The sequence below is a fragment of the Salmonella enterica subsp. arizonae genome (genome assembly GCF_008692845.1).
GTDB lineage: Bacteria > Pseudomonadota > Gammaproteobacteria > Enterobacterales > Enterobacteriaceae > Salmonella > Salmonella arizonae.
Map to the genome: position 1 here is coordinate 80,814 of NZ_VXJW01000006.1, position 15,531 is coordinate 96,344.

Consider the following 15,531-nt stretch of genomic DNA (forward strand, 5'->3'; position numbering starts at 1 on the left):
TAGGTGATGTAATGGATTCATTTCCTGATATAGAAATAGCTGAATATAAAGTTTTTGATGAAAGTAATAATAATGATGATAACGTATTAAACATTTCTTATGGCGTTGACGAAAACTATCTTGATGGTGTGGGGGTGTCAATCGCTTCAGTATTATTAAACAATAATATCCCACTCGCTTTTCATATTATTTGTGATTCATATTCCCCGTGTTTCCTTAATAATGTAGAGCGTTTAGCCGTACAGTATCACATTAAGATCTCTCTTTATCTTATTAAAGTCGAAAGTCTTGAAATATTGCCTCAAACTAAAGTATGGTCGAGAGCAATGTATTTTCGTTTATTCGCTTTCGATTATCTCAGCGGGAAGATCAACACATTACTTTATTTAGATGCCGATATTGTATGCAAAGGTTCTTTGCAAGATCTTCTACGACTTGATCTGTCAGAGAAGATTGCTGCGGTCGTTAAAGATGTTGATTCAATCCAGAATAGGGTAAATGAAAGATTAGAAGCATTTAATTTACAAGGTGATTATTTTAACTCAGGCGTGGTTTTTGTTAACTTGAAATTATGGAAAGAGAATACCTTGACAGAAAAGGCATTTTTACTCCTGGCGGGTAAAGAGGCTGATTCTTTTAAATATCCCGATCAGGATGTTTTGAATATTCTTTTACAGGATAAGGTCGTTTACCTGCCGCGACCGTATAATACTATATATACAATCAAAAGTGAGTTAAAAGACAAATCACATAAGAAATATACCAATATAATTAATGATAGTACTATTTTAATTCATTATACTGGGGCTACCAAACCATGGCATGCCTGGGCAAATTATCCTTCAGTTATTTATTATAAAAATGCACGCCTGAACTCACCATGGAAAGATTTTCCTGGAAAAGATGCTCGTACAATAGTTGAATTTAAAAAACGTTATAAGCATCTTTTCGTGCAGGGTCATTACTTCAAAGGCCTTTTGGCTGGAAGCGCATATCTTTATCGAAAAGTTTTTCACAAATAATTCCCTTCCCTAAACCTCCATTATGATTACTGAAAAAAAGGTTAAACATTATACTGTTTTTGTCAAAAATGACGACAAAAAATATATTGATATCTTCAAAGATTTTTTATCTTATAATCACCGTGTTATTAAAGTCTTTCGTAATATAGAAGATACAAAAGTTGTATTGATTGATACAGATTATGGAAAATATATTCTTAAAGTATTTAGTCCAAAAGTAAAAAGCACTGAACGCTTCTTCAAATCGTTGGTAAAAGGAGATTACTATGAAAATCTGTTTCGTCAAACAGATCGTGTTCGGCGTGAAGGGTTTGAAGCGCTTAATGATTTTTACCTGCTGGCGGAAATCAAAACATTACGCTACGTAAAAACATACGTTATGCTGATTGAGTATATCGAAGGTGTTGAACTTGTTGATATGCCAGAAATTTCTGATGGGGTGAGAGAAAAAATCAAGCAGTCAATATTTTCTTTGCACCAGCATGGTATGGTTTCAGGCGATCCCCATAAAGGAAACTTTATTCTACAAGGTAATGAGATCAGAATCATCGATTTATCGGGAAAAAGACCTTCGAGACAACGGCAAGCAAAGGATCGTATTGATTTAGAAAGACATTATGGAATAAAAAATAATGTGAAAGATTTCGGTTTTTACTTATTGATTTATAAGAAAAAAATCCGAAATTTCCTTCGCCGCATTAAAGGTAAGGAAAAGCGCTGATCAATGTAGCACGTTTAGTTTAATTTAAGGAACAGGCTGCCTTTTATTTGCAGTAGTGTTGTGACATACTGGAGGAGATTTAAGATGTAATATTAGAAATTAATTATAACATTCCTTTATAGGTTGCATGGTAAACATACAAATTTTTTATGGGCAGCGTTAAATTTATAACTCACGCCGATGTTCTGCAACTTATTGCGAAAAGAACGGCTGAAGATTGTATTATTTTTCTTTCTGGTCCTACATCCAGAAAGACGCCGTTGTCTTTGTTACGAATGAAAGATGTCATTGCCGTCAATGGTTCTGTTCAATATTTGCTAAACAATAATGTCAAGCCATTTTTGTATCTCCTGACGGATGTTCGGTTTCTCCATCGCCGGCGCGAAGATTTTTATAAATTTAGCAGCAATAGTCAGTTTACTATTGTTAACCTTGATGTATACGAGCAGGCGGGAGAAGATGATAAAAAATACATTCAAGAGAATTGTTTAATTATTCGCTCTTTTTATCGCAGAGAAAAAGGGGGCGTTTTAAAGAAAATTAAATTCAATTTCCTTAAGCAGGTTTATAAAGCATTACTTATATCAGTTCCTTTCTCAAAAAGAGGACGACTGACTGGGTTTAGCAAAGATATTAGTATCGGTTATTGCTCTTGTCATACTATTGCTTATACCGCCATCCAGGTTGCCTATTCTCTTAAGTACAATCGTATTATATGTTCTGGGCTTGACTTAACGGGGAGTTGTCCACGTTTCTATGACGAAGCTTCCGGCCCTATGCCGTCTGAGCTAAGTAAAGACTTGTTTAAAATACTACCATTTTTTACTTTTATGAGAAAAAATGTCAGTGATTTAAATATCTTTAATTTATCAGATGATACTGCAATACATTACGATATTATTCCATATATTAAGGCCTCAGAAATTGAGGATGAAATATATTACGATAAAATTGTATAAATACTAAAAACTCACTATTTTGTGTTGCTTTCGGTACGCTTTTCTTTTCTGTAATGCTAACTATCCTGGATTAAAGCTACTATGATTCCAAAAAAATCATATTTACTGCGATTAAGGAGGGATTTGCGGGTTTGTGTTAGATGGCATAATGGCTATCACCTCGCAGAACTTATGTCGAGCGACAGCATGATTAATGATATTAACCGTGTGCTTGCCGATAAGCAACGTCCCCAGATGCGGAAAATGCAAAGGCCCTTGTGTTTTCAAAATAGAGTTGGGAAAATATCGCGCAGTGTTTCGAAGAACAAATGAAAATCTGGTTTGATAAGTGATTTAATACTGACGATAGAAAACGCGCTGATACCTTTCACGGTATCAGCGCGTTTTCTTATTTATTTCTTAGCGCCAACAGAAAACCGGTAATGATACCAATTTGATCAATATCGACCTGTTCAAAATTTCCACGAACGATATAGAAACCGATGAAAGATAATAATAACAAAAGATGAGCATTGTAGGGGCTTATCTCTACTTTTTTAAAGGTAGAGCTTGCTGTTTCCCTGATAATAGCACCATATAAATAGGCCAGGCTCGCCAGACCCAATATGCCAGCGCTAAACCAGATGTACAGAATGGTATTATGTGGGCCGATAGACTCTTTAAAGGTCCACGTTGGATAATCGACTACGCGTTTATTATAAATACTGTCATAAACTTCATTACTATAGCCGTAGCCCTTAAACGGGTTTTCCTGGATCAGTATCCACGCGGTGCCTTGGGTTCCGTTAGTGTAACGATATGAGCTATCTGTCTGCTGTAATTTATATAATAGCCGATCCTGATTCGGTTTATGGATCTGCTGGGTGATAACCAAAGCGCCAGCAATAACCAATATGGCAGCGCCAATGCCCATTAGTTTCCACTGGCGGTTCAAAATCGCCCACAAAACGCCCACGACTAAAACCGCCAGCCATGCTCCCCGCGACAGAGTACCTAACATTAAGAACAGATAGACAGCACTCAGCGCAAAGAAAGCAAGTTTGAGCGACGTTTTTCTGAATAGCCAGATATTCAATAATGCCGGGAACAGAAATACCATCGAATCAGATATATGTCGATGGTCATAGTTTGTAAACGGCATCACTCCCCTGGAGTAGTCCTGAATATAAAGGACTATTTCTACCAACGCACGTAATCCTAAACTTGTTAAAAAAGAGAAAAGTACGATTTTTGCAACCGTTTCTTTCGTTTCATCTTTTAATAATACGGGGATTAATAGGGTATATAATAAGAAACCTTCTAGCACTGTATTCTCAAATTCTTTGAAACTTTCTTTCATATCTGGTGATATGAGTACGGAATAAACAAGAGTTAACGATAATACAGCTACGCTATAAAATACACTATTTTTGAAAAGGTGAGAAAAATTTTTTGGGGAGCGTGAGACCTGATAAATCGCGGTGATAATCATAAGTATGACTATCAAATGCTTATAGCGCGTAATACCATCCAGAAAATACGTGGCAACAAAAAGAAAAACCAGCCCTTTATTCCAGGTCGGCTTCCATTTCTCTTTATTTAACGTTAATGATGTGGTTAGCATCTTTTCTCCACAATAGGTTTGGGATGAGACAGAGTCTCTTTAATGAATCTTTCCAAATACGCTTGTGGCATCTAAATTCGCCAGATTTTGTTCTGGTGAGCAGCATGCCATTTGGTTCTTCCCATAACCTCCAATCAACCCAGGGTCCGTTGGGCCATATAGCGTAATATTCGGTCTGTCGAGCGCGGCGGTGAGATGGCTCAGGCCGGTATCAACCGATACGACAAATTTTGCGCCAGCCAGCACTCTGGCGACCTCCTCCAGGCTCATGCGCGGTAACACATCCACATAGTCAAAGCCTTCGGCCAGTCGTTTAGCACGGGCCTCCTCATGAGGCGCGCCCCAGGGAAGTTTTATCCGTAACCCGGTGTTGCCCACCAAGCCGATAAGCTCGCGCCAGTTTGCTTCCGGCCAGTGTTTATCATCGCGAGTCGTGGCATGTAAAAACACCGCATACGGATCGCTGACCGCCTGCTGGCCATGCAGAAAATGTTTTGCGATGGCATAATCGCCCTGCGACTGCGGTTTATCGTATCCCAGACTTTTGGCGAACAGCTCGCGCGTCCGTTCAACAGCATGTTGTTGCTTTGCGATATGGTATTTACGGTTATAAAACAGGCTGGCCAGCGGTTCGCGGGCGGTACTCCAGTCCATACCGTGCTTTATCCCGTGTGCCAGACGCGTCACCAGCGCAGCGCTTTTCACCAGCCCCTGCGCATCAATCACAGCGTCGTATTGGTATGCGCATACCGCCCGACGAAAAGCTGTGCGTTCCGCTTTGATGGGCGCGGAAAACCAGGCCTTGCGCCAGCGCCGAATAGCGACGGGAATCACGCGATCGACAGCACTATGCCAGGACGGAATTTGCGCAAACCCTTCTTCGACAACCCAATCAAATTGAATCCCTGGAATCGCTTGTTGCGCGTCGGTAAGCGCAGGCAGGGTATGTAATACATCGCCCATCGATGACGTTTTAACGATCAAAACCCGCATTAAACGCCCTCTTCCGACAACAGCGGATGAAGCTCTTCCAGAACCCGCTGCGGCGTGATATCGATCAGGCTCTGGTGATAGCCTTGCGCCGTATCGCCTTTACGAACTTTGTGATAACCCGTAATGAGACGAATCACCCGGGCCTTATGAGACAGCGGCGGCGTGAAATCCGGGCTACTCGGGCCATACAACGCGACCAGCGGGCGGTCGAGCGCCGCCGCAATGTGCATCAGCCCGGAATCGTTAGTGACGATGGCTTTACAGGCGGCTATCAAGATGACGGCCTGTTCCAACTGGGTTTCCCCCGCCAGGTTGCGACACCATGACTGCTGCTCGCTATTCAGCGCCGCCTGGATTTCATTTCCGGCCTCATGGTCCTTTGCCGAGCCAAACAGCACGACCTGATAGCCTTCGTCAATGAGTTGCTTTGCCAGTTCGGCGTAGTGATAGTGCGGCCAGCGTTTTGCCGGACCAAATTCCGCGCCGGGGCAAAAGCCGATCAGAGGACGTTCAGTGGATAGCGAAAAGTCGCTGCATATCAGCGACTTTTCACCTTCACTAACCTGGAGCTGTGGCCAAAGTAGCGGTTGCGGCAGATCTTTCGCTGTGCGCATCACGCCCTTGTCATAGGCCAGCGCCACGTAGCGTTCCACCATCAGAGGCCAGGCGTCTTTATCAAGTATGCGCGCATCGTTCAGCAAGCCATAGCGCATTTCGCCACGCCAGCCGGTACGATGCGGAATATTGGCAAAGAAAGGAACCAACGCCGATTTAAACGAATTTGGCAGTACCAGAGCGCGATCGTAGCGCTTCTCTCGCAGGCTATGGCCCAATCTGCGGCGTTTGCCGATTTCCAGCGCGCCGTGGCCCAGCGGCATGGGTATCGCCTCGTTAACTTCCGGCATACGCGATAATAACGGGCGGCACCAGGCTGGCGCCATCACGTCGATTATCGCCTGGGGATAGCGCGCCTTGAGCGTGCGATAGAGACTTTGCGACATCATCATGTCGCCCACCCAGGACGGGCCAATAACCAGAATTTTCATACTTACGCGTCGCGGTTCAGCCAAGCCATATACTCCGTGACGCCTTCGGCGACGGTCTTAAAGGGTTTGTCGTAGCCTGCGTTGCGCAAATTGGTTAAATCCGCCTGCGTAAACGCCTGATAGCGACCTTTCAACTTATCCGGGAACGGAATGTACTCAATGCTGCCTTTTTTATGGTATGCCAACGTCGCATCGGCGACGGCCTGGAAAGATTCCGCGCGGCCTGTACCCAGGTTAAAGATACCGGACTTGCCGCTTTCCAGGAACCACAAGTTAACGTCGGCCACATCGCCCACGTAGACGAAGTCACGCTTGAAGTTTTCGCTGCCCTCAAACAGTTTCGGGCTTTCGCCGTTGTTTAACTGCGTATTTAGATGAAATGCGACGCTTGCCATGCTGCCTTTATGGCCTTCACGCGGACCATAGACGTTGAAATAGCGGAAACCGACAATCTGCGAGTTAGCTTCTGGCAGGATCTGACGCACGTATTCATCAAACAGGAATTTAGAATAGCCGTAAACGTTAAGCGGTTTTTCGTATTCGCGCGATTCGATGAAATCAGACGTGCGACCGCCATAGGTGGCGGCAGAAGAGGCGTAGAGGAACGGGATTTCGCGCTCAAGGCAATAGTGCAGCAGCTCTTTGGAGTATTGATAGTTATTATCCATCATATACTTGCCGTCCCACTCGGTGGTGGAAGAGCAGGCGCCTTCATGGAAAACAGCTTCGATATCGCCGAGCTCTTCTCCGGACATAATCTGGATCAGGAAATCTTCCTTATCCATATAGTCAGCAATGTTCAGATCCACCAGGTTCACAAACTTGGTGCCTTCTTTCAGGTTATCCACCACCAGAATATCGGTGATACCTTTATCATTCAGGGCTTTAACGATATTGCTGCCGATAAAGCCCGCGCCGCCGGTAACGATGATCATAACTGTAACCTTTGAATTATGGTGTCAGAGACTGTCTCAGACATGAATGCTCTTATCATATCACTATTCATCCATTCACTGATAACTCGTGAGGATACGCGTGATTTATGCTGCATTTTAAAGAAGTGATGATGCGTCATCTCGTATCAACGTATAGCTTTGGGTAATATGTGCTGAAATTTGCCCAGTCTGGAGAATCGCAATGCGTGGGGATTTTTACAAACAGTTAACCAACGATCTGGAAACCGCCCGGGCGGAAGGATTGTTTAAAGAAGAGCGCATTATTACGTCTGCGCAGCAGGCGGATATCACCGTGGCGGATGGAAGCCATGTTATTAACTTTTGCGCCAATAACTATCTCGGGCTGGCGAATCACCCTGAGCTGATTAATGCCGCAAAAGCGGGCATGGACAGCCACGGTTTCGGTATGGCGTCCGTGCGTTTTATCTGCGGCACCCAGGACAGCCACAAAGCGCTGGAGCAGAAGCTGGCAAGCTTCCTCGGCATGGAAGATGCGATTCTGTACTCCTCCTGTTTCGATGCTAACGGCGGCTTGTTTGAAACGTTGCTGGGAGCGGAAGACGCCATTATCTCCGACGCACTGAACCACGCGTCTATCATTGACGGCGTGCGTTTGTGTAAAGCGAAGCGCTATCGCTACGCCAACAACGATATGGCTGAGCTGGAAGCGCGGCTAAAAGAGGCGCGTGAAGCCGGCGCGCGTCATGTCCTGATCGCCACCGACGGCGTGTTCTCAATGGATGGCGTCATCGCCAATCTGAAAGGCGTCTGTGATCTGGCCGATAAATACGATGCGCTGGTGATGGTTGATGATTCTCACGCGGTAGGTTTTGTCGGTGAAAACGGTCGCGGTTCCCATGAATACTGCGACGTAATGGGCCGCGTAGATATTATTACCGGTACGCTGGGCAAAGCGTTAGGCGGCGCATCCGGCGGCTATACCGCGGCGCGTAAAGAGGTTGTTGAGTGGCTACGTCAGCGTTCCCGCCCGTATCTGTTCTCCAATTCTCTGGCTCCGGCGATCGTGGCGGCTTCTATTAAAGTGCTGGAGATGGTGGAGGCGGGCGCGGAACTGCGTGATCGCTTGTGGGCGAACGCGCGGCAGTTCCGCGAGCAGATGTCTGCCGCGGGATTTACGCTGGCAGGCGCGGATCACGCCATCATCCCGGTGATGCTAGGAGATGCGGTTGTCGCGCAGAAATTTGCCCGCGAGCTGCAAAAAGAAGGCATTTACGTTACCGGTTTCTTCTATCCGGTCGTACCAAAAGGTCAGGCGCGTATTCGTACCCAGATGTCTGCGGCGCATACGCCTGAGCAAATTACGCGCGCGGTAGACGCGTTCACGCGTATTGGTAAACAACTGGGCGTGATTGCCTGAGGATGTAAGATGAAAGCGTTATCCAAACTGAAAGCGGAAGAGGGCATCTGGATGACCGACGTTCCGGAACCGGAAGTCGGCCATAACGATTTGCTGATTAAAATCCGTAAAACAGCCATCTGCGGCACTGACGTTCACATCTATAACTGGGATGAGTGGTCGCAAAAAACCATCCCGGTTCCGATGGTCGTGGGGCATGAATATGTCGGCGAAGTGGTCGGCATCGGTCAGGAAGTGAAAGGATTTAACATCGGCGATCGCGTCTCCGGCGAAGGACACATTACCTGCGGTCATTGTCGCAACTGCCGCGGCGGTCGCACTCACCTGTGCCGCAATACAACCGGCGTGGGCGTCAACCGTCCCGGCTGTTTTGCGGAATACCTGGTCATCCCGGCGTTCAATGCGTTTAAAATCCCGGATAACATTTCTGATGATTTAGCCTCTATTTTTGACCCGTTTGGTAATGCGGTGCATACGGCGCTGTCTTTCGATCTGGTTGGCGAAGATGTGCTGGTGTCTGGGGCGGGGCCAATCGGCGTAATGGCCGCCGCGGTGGCGAAACATGTCGGCGCGCGTCATGTGGTAATTACTGACGTCAATGAATACCGTCTGGAGCTGGCGCGTAAAATGGGCGTCACCCGCGCGGTCAACGTCGCGAAAGAGAGCCTGACCGATGTCATGGCGGAGCTGGGAATGACCGAAGGGTTCGATGTGGGTCTGGAGATGTCCGGCGCGCCGCCGGCGTTTCGTACCATGCTGGACACCATGAATCACGGCGGTCGTATTGCGATGCTGGGGATCCCGCCGGCAGATATGTCTATCGACTGGACAAAAGTCATCTTTAAGGGGTTGTTCATTAAAGGTATTTACGGTCGTGAGATGTTCGAAACGTGGTACAAAATGGCGGCGTTGATCCAATCCGGGCTGGATCTGTCACCGATTATCACCCATCGTTTCTCTATTGATGATTTCCAGAAAGGTTTTGACGCCATGCGTTCAGGCCAGTCAGGAAAAGTCATTCTGAGCTGGGATTAATACGCGTAGAGACCCGATGATATTTATCGGGTCTGGTATACGTTTCATCGTAAAAGGTTGGTGTCATTCGCCAACCTTTTTTATTAGGGAAAATCTGGAAAGCCGTAAAGAATTGTCATGGTCATCAAGCATTCGTAATTGCGCTTTAATCTTATTTTACTCGCTAACGTAACGCTCTACCCTGAGCTTTGTTCTTGCTTTTTACTGCGAAAATAAATCATGGCAGCTTAATAGTTTCTTAATAGAGCCACAGTATAAAGGCAGGGTAAATTCAGGTTTTTCTGGTAATCGTTATGAAAAATAGTAAAACCAAAGTGAGTATCATTATCCCATTATATAATGCGGGAGCTGATTTTAATGCTTGCATGGCGTCGTTAATCGCGCAAACGTGGTCGGCGCTGGAAATTATTATTGTGAATGATGGATCGACGGATCATTCCGTTGAGATAGCAAAACATTACGCGGAACATTACCCGCATGTTCGACTGCTTCATCAGGCAAATGCCGGCGCATCTGTCGCCCGTAATCTTGGCCTGCAAGCGGCGACCGGCGATTACGTCGCCTTTGTCGATGCGGATGACCTGGTCTACCCGAAGATGTATGAAACGCTGATGACCATGGCGCTTAACGACGATCTGGACGTTGCGCAGTGTAATGCGGACTGGTGCGCCCGAAAAACCGGGCACGCCTGGCAATCTATTCCGACCGATCGTCTGTGTTCCACCGGGGTATTAAGCGGACCGGATTGGTTGCGTATGGCGCTGGCCTCGCGGCGCTGGACGCATGTTGTCTGGATGGGCGTTTATCGACGTGCGCTGATTATCGATAACAATATTACTTTCGTTCCCGGACTGCATCATCAGGATATATTATGGTCGACGGAAGTTATGTTTAATGCCACGCGCGTACGTTATACCGAACAATCATTATATAAATATTTCCTGCATGATAATTCGGTAAGCCGTTTGCAAAGACAAGGCAATAAAAATCTTAATTATCAGCGGCATTATATTAAAATTACGCGATTATTAGAAAAGCTCAATCGTGATTATGCCCGTCGTATTCCGATTTACCCGGAGTTTCGCCAGCAAATTACCTGGGAAGCGTTACGCGTTTGTCATGCGGTACGTAAAGAGCCTGATATTTTGACCCGTCAGCGTATGATTGCCGAAATTTTTACTTCTGGCATATATAGACGGATGATGGCTAACGTCCGCAGCGCGAAAGCGGCTTATCAGACGCTGCTCTGGTCTTTCCGGCTGTGGCAATGGCGCGACAAAACCTTGTCGCACCGTCGTATGGCCCGTAAGGCGCTCAATCTGTCTTAGCGCTCACGTTTTTAGGCGCGGCGATTTTCCCCCAGCCTTGCCACTGGTGCTGAAACCAGGCAACCACGGAACTTTGCGTAATGCTCTCGCCGATGACGCTGAAAAAGCGCGTAGCGTAGACCGGTTGCAGCGGTTTTTTCGGCTTGCACACCTTCACGCCGCGAAAGAGATTGCGCGGCGCGTCAATTTTCTGCGGCGTCAAATCAGGTCGGGACGTATCTACCTGCGGTTCGTTGAGCAGGCTGCTTGGGCGTACCAGGGTGATATCCGCCGGCAGGCGATAAACCATCTGTTGCAGCACGCGAACCGTTGCGGGATGCGGATGACCAATCGCGATAGCGGAACCGTTGCGACGGGCCAGTTCGATAGCGCGATTAAACTGACGGCGGATATCCGCCTCGTTTTGGGTATCGTCGAGAAACACTTTGCGCTTGATCACTTTCACACCCGTACCGGATGCCGCGCGCATCGCTTGGCTATTGCCAATCGTCATGCTGTCGAGAAAATAGAGATTGTAATGTTCCAGCGCCTGCATCACTTTTTGCATACCGAACAGACTGGAAGTCATTGCGCTGCCCATGTGGTTATTAAGCCCGACGGCATACGGCACGTTTTTTACCGCCTCGCGGATAATGCGATCGATCTCATCGCTGCTCATTTCTGGTCGCAGCGTATCCTTCTCCAGCGGCTGTTTGCTTAGCGGTGCCATCGGTAGATGGATTAACACCTCATGCCCGCTATTGTGCGCTTTGGTCGCCATTTCGCGCGCGTGCGGCGCGTTGGGCAGTACGGCGACGGAGATGTCTGGTGGCAGCGCCAGAACCTGATTTTCCGTGTGCGGGCGATAGCCGAAGTCATCAATCACGATGGCGAGCTTACCGGCGAAAACGGGTTGTGCAAACGCCAGCAAAGTGGCCAGCGTGAGGATGGTGCGACGAAACTGAGGCAAAACTTATCTTCCCAACCACGGCTGTGGATTGACGGCCTGACCCTGGCGACGAATTTCAAAATAAAGCGATGGCCTACCCTGACCGCCGCTGCTGCCCACAAGGGCGATCGGTTGTCCGGCGCGCACCTGCGCGCCTACGCTGACCAGCGCGCTCTGGTTATAGCCGTAAAGGCTCATATCGCCTTTACCATGCTCTACGACCACCACCAGGCCATAGCCTTGCAGCCAGTCCGCCAGAATCACCCTGCCGTCAGCAATGGCTTTGACTTCGGTACCTTCCGACGCGCCGATAACCATCCCCTTCCAACGTAGCTCACCCTGCAGTCGTTCGCCATAGCGATGCAATATCGGGCCGCGTACCGGCCAGTATGCCTGACCGCGAGGCGCGCCCAGCCCGCCAGTACGGGACATCAGCGAACGTTCGCTTTCGGTCGGCTTATAGGTGGTGCCTTTACGCGAGGCTTCCTGCTGCTTGTCGCGTACCGCCTGCGCTTCGCGGGCTTCACGCTCCGCTCGCGCTTTGGCCGCCGCTTCCGCCCGCGCGATACTGTTGCGCAGGCGCGATTCGTTGGCGCGCAGTTCGCTTAACTGCTGCTGGCCTTGCTGAATAGACGACTCCAGTCCGGCAAGCGTTTTCTTACGTTCATTACGCGCCTGCTCCAGCTTCGCCTGTTGAGCGCGCTGTTCATACAGCAACGTCTGTTGTTGGCTTTGCTTCTCTTCCAGCTCGGCTTTTTGCGAGGCGACCTGTTCGCGTGTCTGTTTCAGTTCGGCGATAGTTTCCTGGCGCGCCTGGTTCAGATAGCCAAAATAGGCCTGCAGGCGTTGCCCGCGCTGGCTCTCTTCTCCGCTAAGGATAAGCTGAATACCGGTGTGTTCGCCCTGGCGGAAAGCGGCGTCCAGTTGCGCGGCGAGATTGCGCTCCTGGATGGCCTTTTGCTGCTCCAGTTTGGCAATTGAGGCGTTCATCTCATCAATTTGCGCGTTTAACTGCTCCAGAGTGTTTTGCGTTTCGCGCAGCTTACGCGCCGCGGCCGAGATGGCCTCTTCCTGGGCTTTCAGTTGTGCCAGGAGGCTGGCGCGCTGTTGTTGCTGTTGGCGTACGGCGCGTTCTTTCGCGGCGATATCGGCCTGAATGGATTTGAGCTGGTCACGGTCATCCGCGTGGGCGGAAAAGGCGCACAACAATACGCCAGCGCTAAGTACGCTGGCGTAGAACAAAGGCCTGACTGAAAATGTTCTTGGTTTCACGGCCTGTTGAATAGTGTTAATCGCCTTTCCCCTCATGGGGAGGGATTATTCCACGATGAACAGCGGCTTACCAGTCATCTCTTGCGGGATTTCCATCCCCATTAGCGACAGCATGGTAGGCGCAATGTCTGAAAGTTTGCCGCCTTCGATCGCCTTCACGTTTTTCTCGCCGACATAAATCAGCGGCACCGGCAGGTTAGTATGGGCGGTATGCGCCTGACCGGTCGCCGGATCTCGCATCTGCTCCGCGTTGCCGTGGTCCGCGGTAATCAGCAGTTGTCCACCAACGGACTCAACCGCTTTTGTTACCTGGTCAATGCAGTTATCCAACGCTTCCACCGCTTTGATGGCGGCTTCCATCACGCCGGTATGACCGACCATATCGCCGTTTGGATAGTTACAAATGATGGTGTCGTACTTACCGCTTTCGATCGCCGCGACCAATTTTTCAGTCAATTCTGCAGAGCTCATTTCCGGTTGCAGGTCATAAGTGGCCACTTTCGGTGAGTTGATCAGAATGCGCTCTTCGCCAGCAAACGGTTCTTCTACGCCGCCGTTAAAGAAAAAGGTTACGTGCGCATATTTTTCCGTTTCGGAAATACGCAGTTGGGTTTTATCGTTTTTCGCCATCCACTCGCCGAACGTGTTCGCCAAAGAAGCGGGCGGGTAAGCTACGACGGTTTTGATATCGGCGGCGTATTCGGTCAGCATCACGAAGTTCAGATTAACCACTTTCTTACGCGCAAAGCCGTCGAAATCAGCGTTAACGAAAGCGCGGGTAATTTCGCGCGCGCGGTCAGCGCGGAAGTTCATGAAAATCAGCGTGTCGCCGTCCTCCATCGCCGCATCGGCCTGACCTTCGGCGCGGATAACGGTCGCTTTGACAAACTCATCGTTTTCATCACGCGCGTAAGCGGCCTGCAGGCCAGCCACAGCGGTATCCGCCTGGAATTCGCCCTGGGCCAGGGTCATCAGATCATACGCTTTTTCCACGCGATCCCAACGGTTGTCGCGGTCCATAGCGTAGTAACGACCGACGATAGACGCCACGCGGCCTTTGCCCAGCGCGGCGAATTTGTCTTCGAATTTTTTCAGCGAGGCTTCAGCGCTGCGCGGCGGCGTGTCGCGACCGTCGAGGAAGGCGTGCAGATAGATTTTTTCTGCGCCGCGCTCTGCGGCCAGTTCCACCATCGCCATAATGTGATCTTCGTGGCTGTGGACGCCGCCCGCGGACAGCAGACCCATAATATGAACCGCTTTACCGGCGTTTTTCGCCTGGTCTACCGCATTGGTCAGGACTGGGTTAGCAAAGAAAGTACGTTCTTTAATTTCAACGTCCAGACGCGTCAGGTCCTGATAAACGATGCGGCCCGCGCCCAGGTTGACGTGACCCACTTCGGAGTTGCCCATCTGGCGGTCAGGCAGACCCACTTCCAGACCGGATGCGTCGATCAGGGTATGCGGACGTTTTGCCCACAGAGCATCCATCACTGGGGTTTTGGCGTTTAAGATAGCGTTATCCTGCTGTTCTTCACGGTAGCCGTAGCCATCCAGAATCACCAGTACCATAGGTTTTTTAGAAACCGACATTGCGACAACCTCATACTCAATAGACAAAATAATTGCGTAATTTTACTACAGCTGAATCGATAAAATAGCCTCAGAAGATCAAAGAAAGAGATCGCGCTGGCGTGAGAAGGCAAGTAATAGCGTGATTTTTTTTCGTAGCGCCCCGCAAAAATGCATTCCAGTGCACGCTCTGGCTGTATTTGCGCCACTGCGCAGGTATACTCCTTTCCTGGTTTTTTAATCACTACGTCGGGAGTTGTTACCCCCCATGCAAGAAATTATGCAATTTGTTGGCCGTCATCCCATACTGAGTATCGCCTGGATTGCGTTACTGGTGGCGGTTTTATTTACCACGTTCAAAGGTCTGACTTCAAAAGTTAAGGTGATTACACGCGGCGAAGCCACGCGCCTTATCAATAAAGAGGACGCCGTTGTTGTGGATTTACGTCAACGTGATGATTTCCGTAAGGGCCATATCGCTGGCGCGACCAATTTGCTGCCGAGCGAAATCAAAGCCAACAATGTTGGCGAACTGGAAAAGCACAAAGACAAGCCGATTATCGTGGTCGACGGTTCTGGTATGCAGTGCCAGGAATCCGCTAACGCGCTGACAAAAGCCGGCTTTGAAAAGGTCTTTGTGTTGAAAGAAGGCGTAGCAGGCTGGAGCGGCGAGAATCTGCCTCTGGTGCGCGGTAAGTGATCACCCGTCGTTTTCATGACG

Annotated in this window: 14 protein-coding genes and 1 pseudogene; 8 read left to right on the forward strand and 7 right to left on the reverse strand. The window is 48.7% G+C overall.

What is annotated here, in order from left to right; all coding sequences use genetic code 11:
* The first annotated feature begins 11 nt into the window (after nt 1–11).
* The 4 genes and pseudogenes from rfaJ to F4V61_RS12860 form a co-directional block, all read left to right on the forward strand.
* Nucleotides 12–1,022: a lipopolysaccharide 1,2-glucosyltransferase RfaJ gene (gene rfaJ, locus F4V61_RS12845; protein ID WP_079827437.1), complete on the forward strand. Its 1,011-nt coding sequence runs from the start codon at nt 12–14 to the stop codon at nt 1,020–1,022.
* Nucleotides 1,023–1,044: 22 nt separating this feature from the next.
* Nucleotides 1,045–1,743 carry a lipopolysaccharide core heptose(II) kinase RfaY gene (rfaY, locus tag F4V61_RS12850; RefSeq protein ID WP_058344892.1) on the forward strand — a complete coding sequence of 233 codons (699 nt, stop codon included), beginning with the start codon at nt 1,045–1,047 and terminating at the stop codon, nt 1,741–1,743.
* Between the two features lie 149 nt (nt 1,744–1,892).
* The gene (gene waaZ, locus F4V61_RS12855; RefSeq protein ID WP_000536005.1) at nt 1,893–2,702 is read left to right on the forward strand and encodes a 3-deoxy-D-manno-oct-2-ulosonate III transferase WaaZ; all 810 of its coding nucleotides are present in this window, start codon (nt 1,893–1,895) and stop codon (nt 2,700–2,702) included.
* 115 nt (nt 2,703–2,817) lie between these two features.
* Nucleotides 2,818–2,974: pseudogene (locus F4V61_RS12860) on the forward strand (UDP-glucose--(glucosyl)LPS alpha-1,2-glucosyltransferase); the annotation flags it as partial.
* A gap of 116 nt (nt 2,975–3,090) precedes the next feature.
* On the opposite strand, the gene rfaL reads toward F4V61_RS12860, so the two are convergent.
* Genes rfaL through rfaD form a run of 4 tightly spaced genes read right to left on the reverse strand, consistent with a single transcriptional unit; the run spans nt 3,091 to nt 7,279 of the window.
* A complete protein-coding gene (gene rfaL / locus F4V61_RS12865; protein WP_080160952.1) occupies nt 3,091–4,305 on the reverse strand; it encodes an O-antigen ligase RfaL in 1,215 nt (404 codons plus the stop codon).
* Between the two features lie 39 nt (nt 4,306–4,344).
* Complete coding sequence (rfaC, locus tag F4V61_RS12870; RefSeq protein ID WP_001264625.1) at nt 4,345–5,298, reverse strand: lipopolysaccharide heptosyltransferase RfaC; 954 nt, start codon at nt 5,296–5,298, stop codon at nt 4,345–4,347.
* The gene (rfaF, locus tag F4V61_RS12875) at nt 5,298–6,344 is read right to left on the reverse strand and encodes an ADP-heptose--LPS heptosyltransferase RfaF (protein WP_000699212.1); all 1,047 of its coding nucleotides are present in this window, start codon (nt 6,342–6,344) and stop codon (nt 5,298–5,300) included. The genes rfaC and rfaF overlap by 1 nt, the downstream gene beginning before the upstream one ends.
* A gap of 2 nt (nt 6,345–6,346) precedes the next feature.
* Nucleotides 6,347–7,279, reverse strand: a complete 933-nt coding sequence (gene rfaD / locus F4V61_RS12880) for an ADP-glyceromanno-heptose 6-epimerase (protein WP_000587783.1) — start codon at nt 7,277–7,279, stop codon at nt 6,347–6,349.
* A 202-nt stretch (nt 7,280–7,481) separates the two neighbouring features.
* Between rfaD and kbl the strand changes: the two genes are divergently transcribed.
* From kbl to F4V61_RS12895, 3 genes are all read left to right on the forward strand, one after another.
* A complete protein-coding gene (gene kbl / locus F4V61_RS12885) occupies nt 7,482–8,678 on the forward strand; it encodes a glycine C-acetyltransferase (protein WP_001213790.1) in 1,197 nt (398 codons plus the stop codon).
* 9 nt (nt 8,679–8,687) lie between these two features.
* Entirely contained in the window at nt 8,688–9,713 is a 1,026-nt protein-coding gene (gene tdh / locus F4V61_RS12890; RefSeq protein ID WP_000646000.1) for an L-threonine 3-dehydrogenase, read from the forward strand.
* 293 nt (nt 9,714–10,006) lie between these two features.
* Nucleotides 10,007–11,041: a glycosyltransferase gene (locus F4V61_RS12895; RefSeq protein WP_080160953.1), complete on the forward strand. Its 1,035-nt coding sequence runs from the start codon at nt 10,007–10,009 to the stop codon at nt 11,039–11,041.
* Here the strand turns inward: F4V61_RS12895 and F4V61_RS12900 are convergent.
* Genes F4V61_RS12900 through gpmM form a run of 3 tightly spaced genes read right to left on the reverse strand, consistent with a single transcriptional unit; the run spans nt 11,028 to nt 14,831 of the window.
* Entirely contained in the window at nt 11,028–11,990 is a 963-nt protein-coding gene (locus F4V61_RS12900) for a divergent polysaccharide deacetylase family protein (protein WP_079903615.1), read from the reverse strand. The genes F4V61_RS12895 and F4V61_RS12900 overlap by 14 nt on opposite strands.
* Before the next feature lie 3 nt (nt 11,991–11,993).
* The gene (gene envC, locus F4V61_RS12905) at nt 11,994–13,253 is read right to left on the reverse strand and encodes a murein hydrolase activator EnvC (RefSeq protein WP_232081987.1); all 1,260 of its coding nucleotides are present in this window, start codon (nt 13,251–13,253) and stop codon (nt 11,994–11,996) included.
* A 33-nt stretch (nt 13,254–13,286) separates the two neighbouring features.
* Nucleotides 13,287–14,831 (reverse strand): 2,3-bisphosphoglycerate-independent phosphoglycerate mutase, encoded by a 1,545-nt coding sequence (gpmM, locus tag F4V61_RS12910; RefSeq protein ID WP_000116580.1) that lies wholly within the window; start codon nt 14,829–14,831, stop codon nt 13,287–13,289.
* Nucleotides 14,832–15,078: 247 nt separating this feature from the next.
* On the opposite strand from gpmM, the gene F4V61_RS12915 reads away from it, so the two are divergent.
* Nucleotides 15,079–15,510: a rhodanese-like domain-containing protein gene (locus F4V61_RS12915; protein WP_001156179.1), complete on the forward strand. Its 432-nt coding sequence runs from the start codon at nt 15,079–15,081 to the stop codon at nt 15,508–15,510.
* Nucleotides 15,511–15,531 lie beyond the last annotated feature (21 nt).

Coding starts and splice junctions, on each gene's coding strand:
- rfaJ (WP_079827437.1), top strand. CDS start 12: ATGGATTCATTTCCTGATATAGAAATAGCTGAATATAAAGTTTTTGAT.
- rfaY (WP_058344892.1), top strand. CDS start 1,045: ATGATTACTGAAAAAAAGGTTAAACATTATACTGTTTTTGTCAAAAAT.
- waaZ (WP_000536005.1), top strand. CDS start 1,893: ATGGGCAGCGTTAAATTTATAACTCACGCCGATGTTCTGCAACTTATT.
- rfaL (WP_080160952.1), bottom strand. CDS start 4,305: ATGCTAACCACATCATTAACGTTAAATAAAGAGAAATGGAAGCCGACC.
- rfaC (WP_001264625.1), bottom strand. CDS start 5,298: ATGCGGGTTTTGATCGTTAAAACGTCATCGATGGGCGATGTATTACAT.
- rfaF (WP_000699212.1), bottom strand. CDS start 6,344: ATGAAAATTCTGGTTATTGGCCCGTCCTGGGTGGGCGACATGATGATG.
- rfaD (WP_000587783.1), bottom strand. CDS start 7,279: ATGATCATCGTTACCGGCGGCGCGGGCTTTATCGGCAGCAATATCGTT.
- kbl (WP_001213790.1), top strand. CDS start 7,482: ATGCGTGGGGATTTTTACAAACAGTTAACCAACGATCTGGAAACCGCC.
- tdh (WP_000646000.1), top strand. CDS start 8,688: ATGAAAGCGTTATCCAAACTGAAAGCGGAAGAGGGCATCTGGATGACC.
- F4V61_RS12895 (WP_080160953.1), top strand. CDS start 10,007: ATGAAAAATAGTAAAACCAAAGTGAGTATCATTATCCCATTATATAAT.
- gpmM (WP_000116580.1), bottom strand. CDS start 14,831: ATGTCGGTTTCTAAAAAACCTATGGTACTGGTGATTCTGGATGGCTAC.
- F4V61_RS12915 (WP_001156179.1), top strand. CDS start 15,079: ATGCAAGAAATTATGCAATTTGTTGGCCGTCATCCCATACTGAGTATC.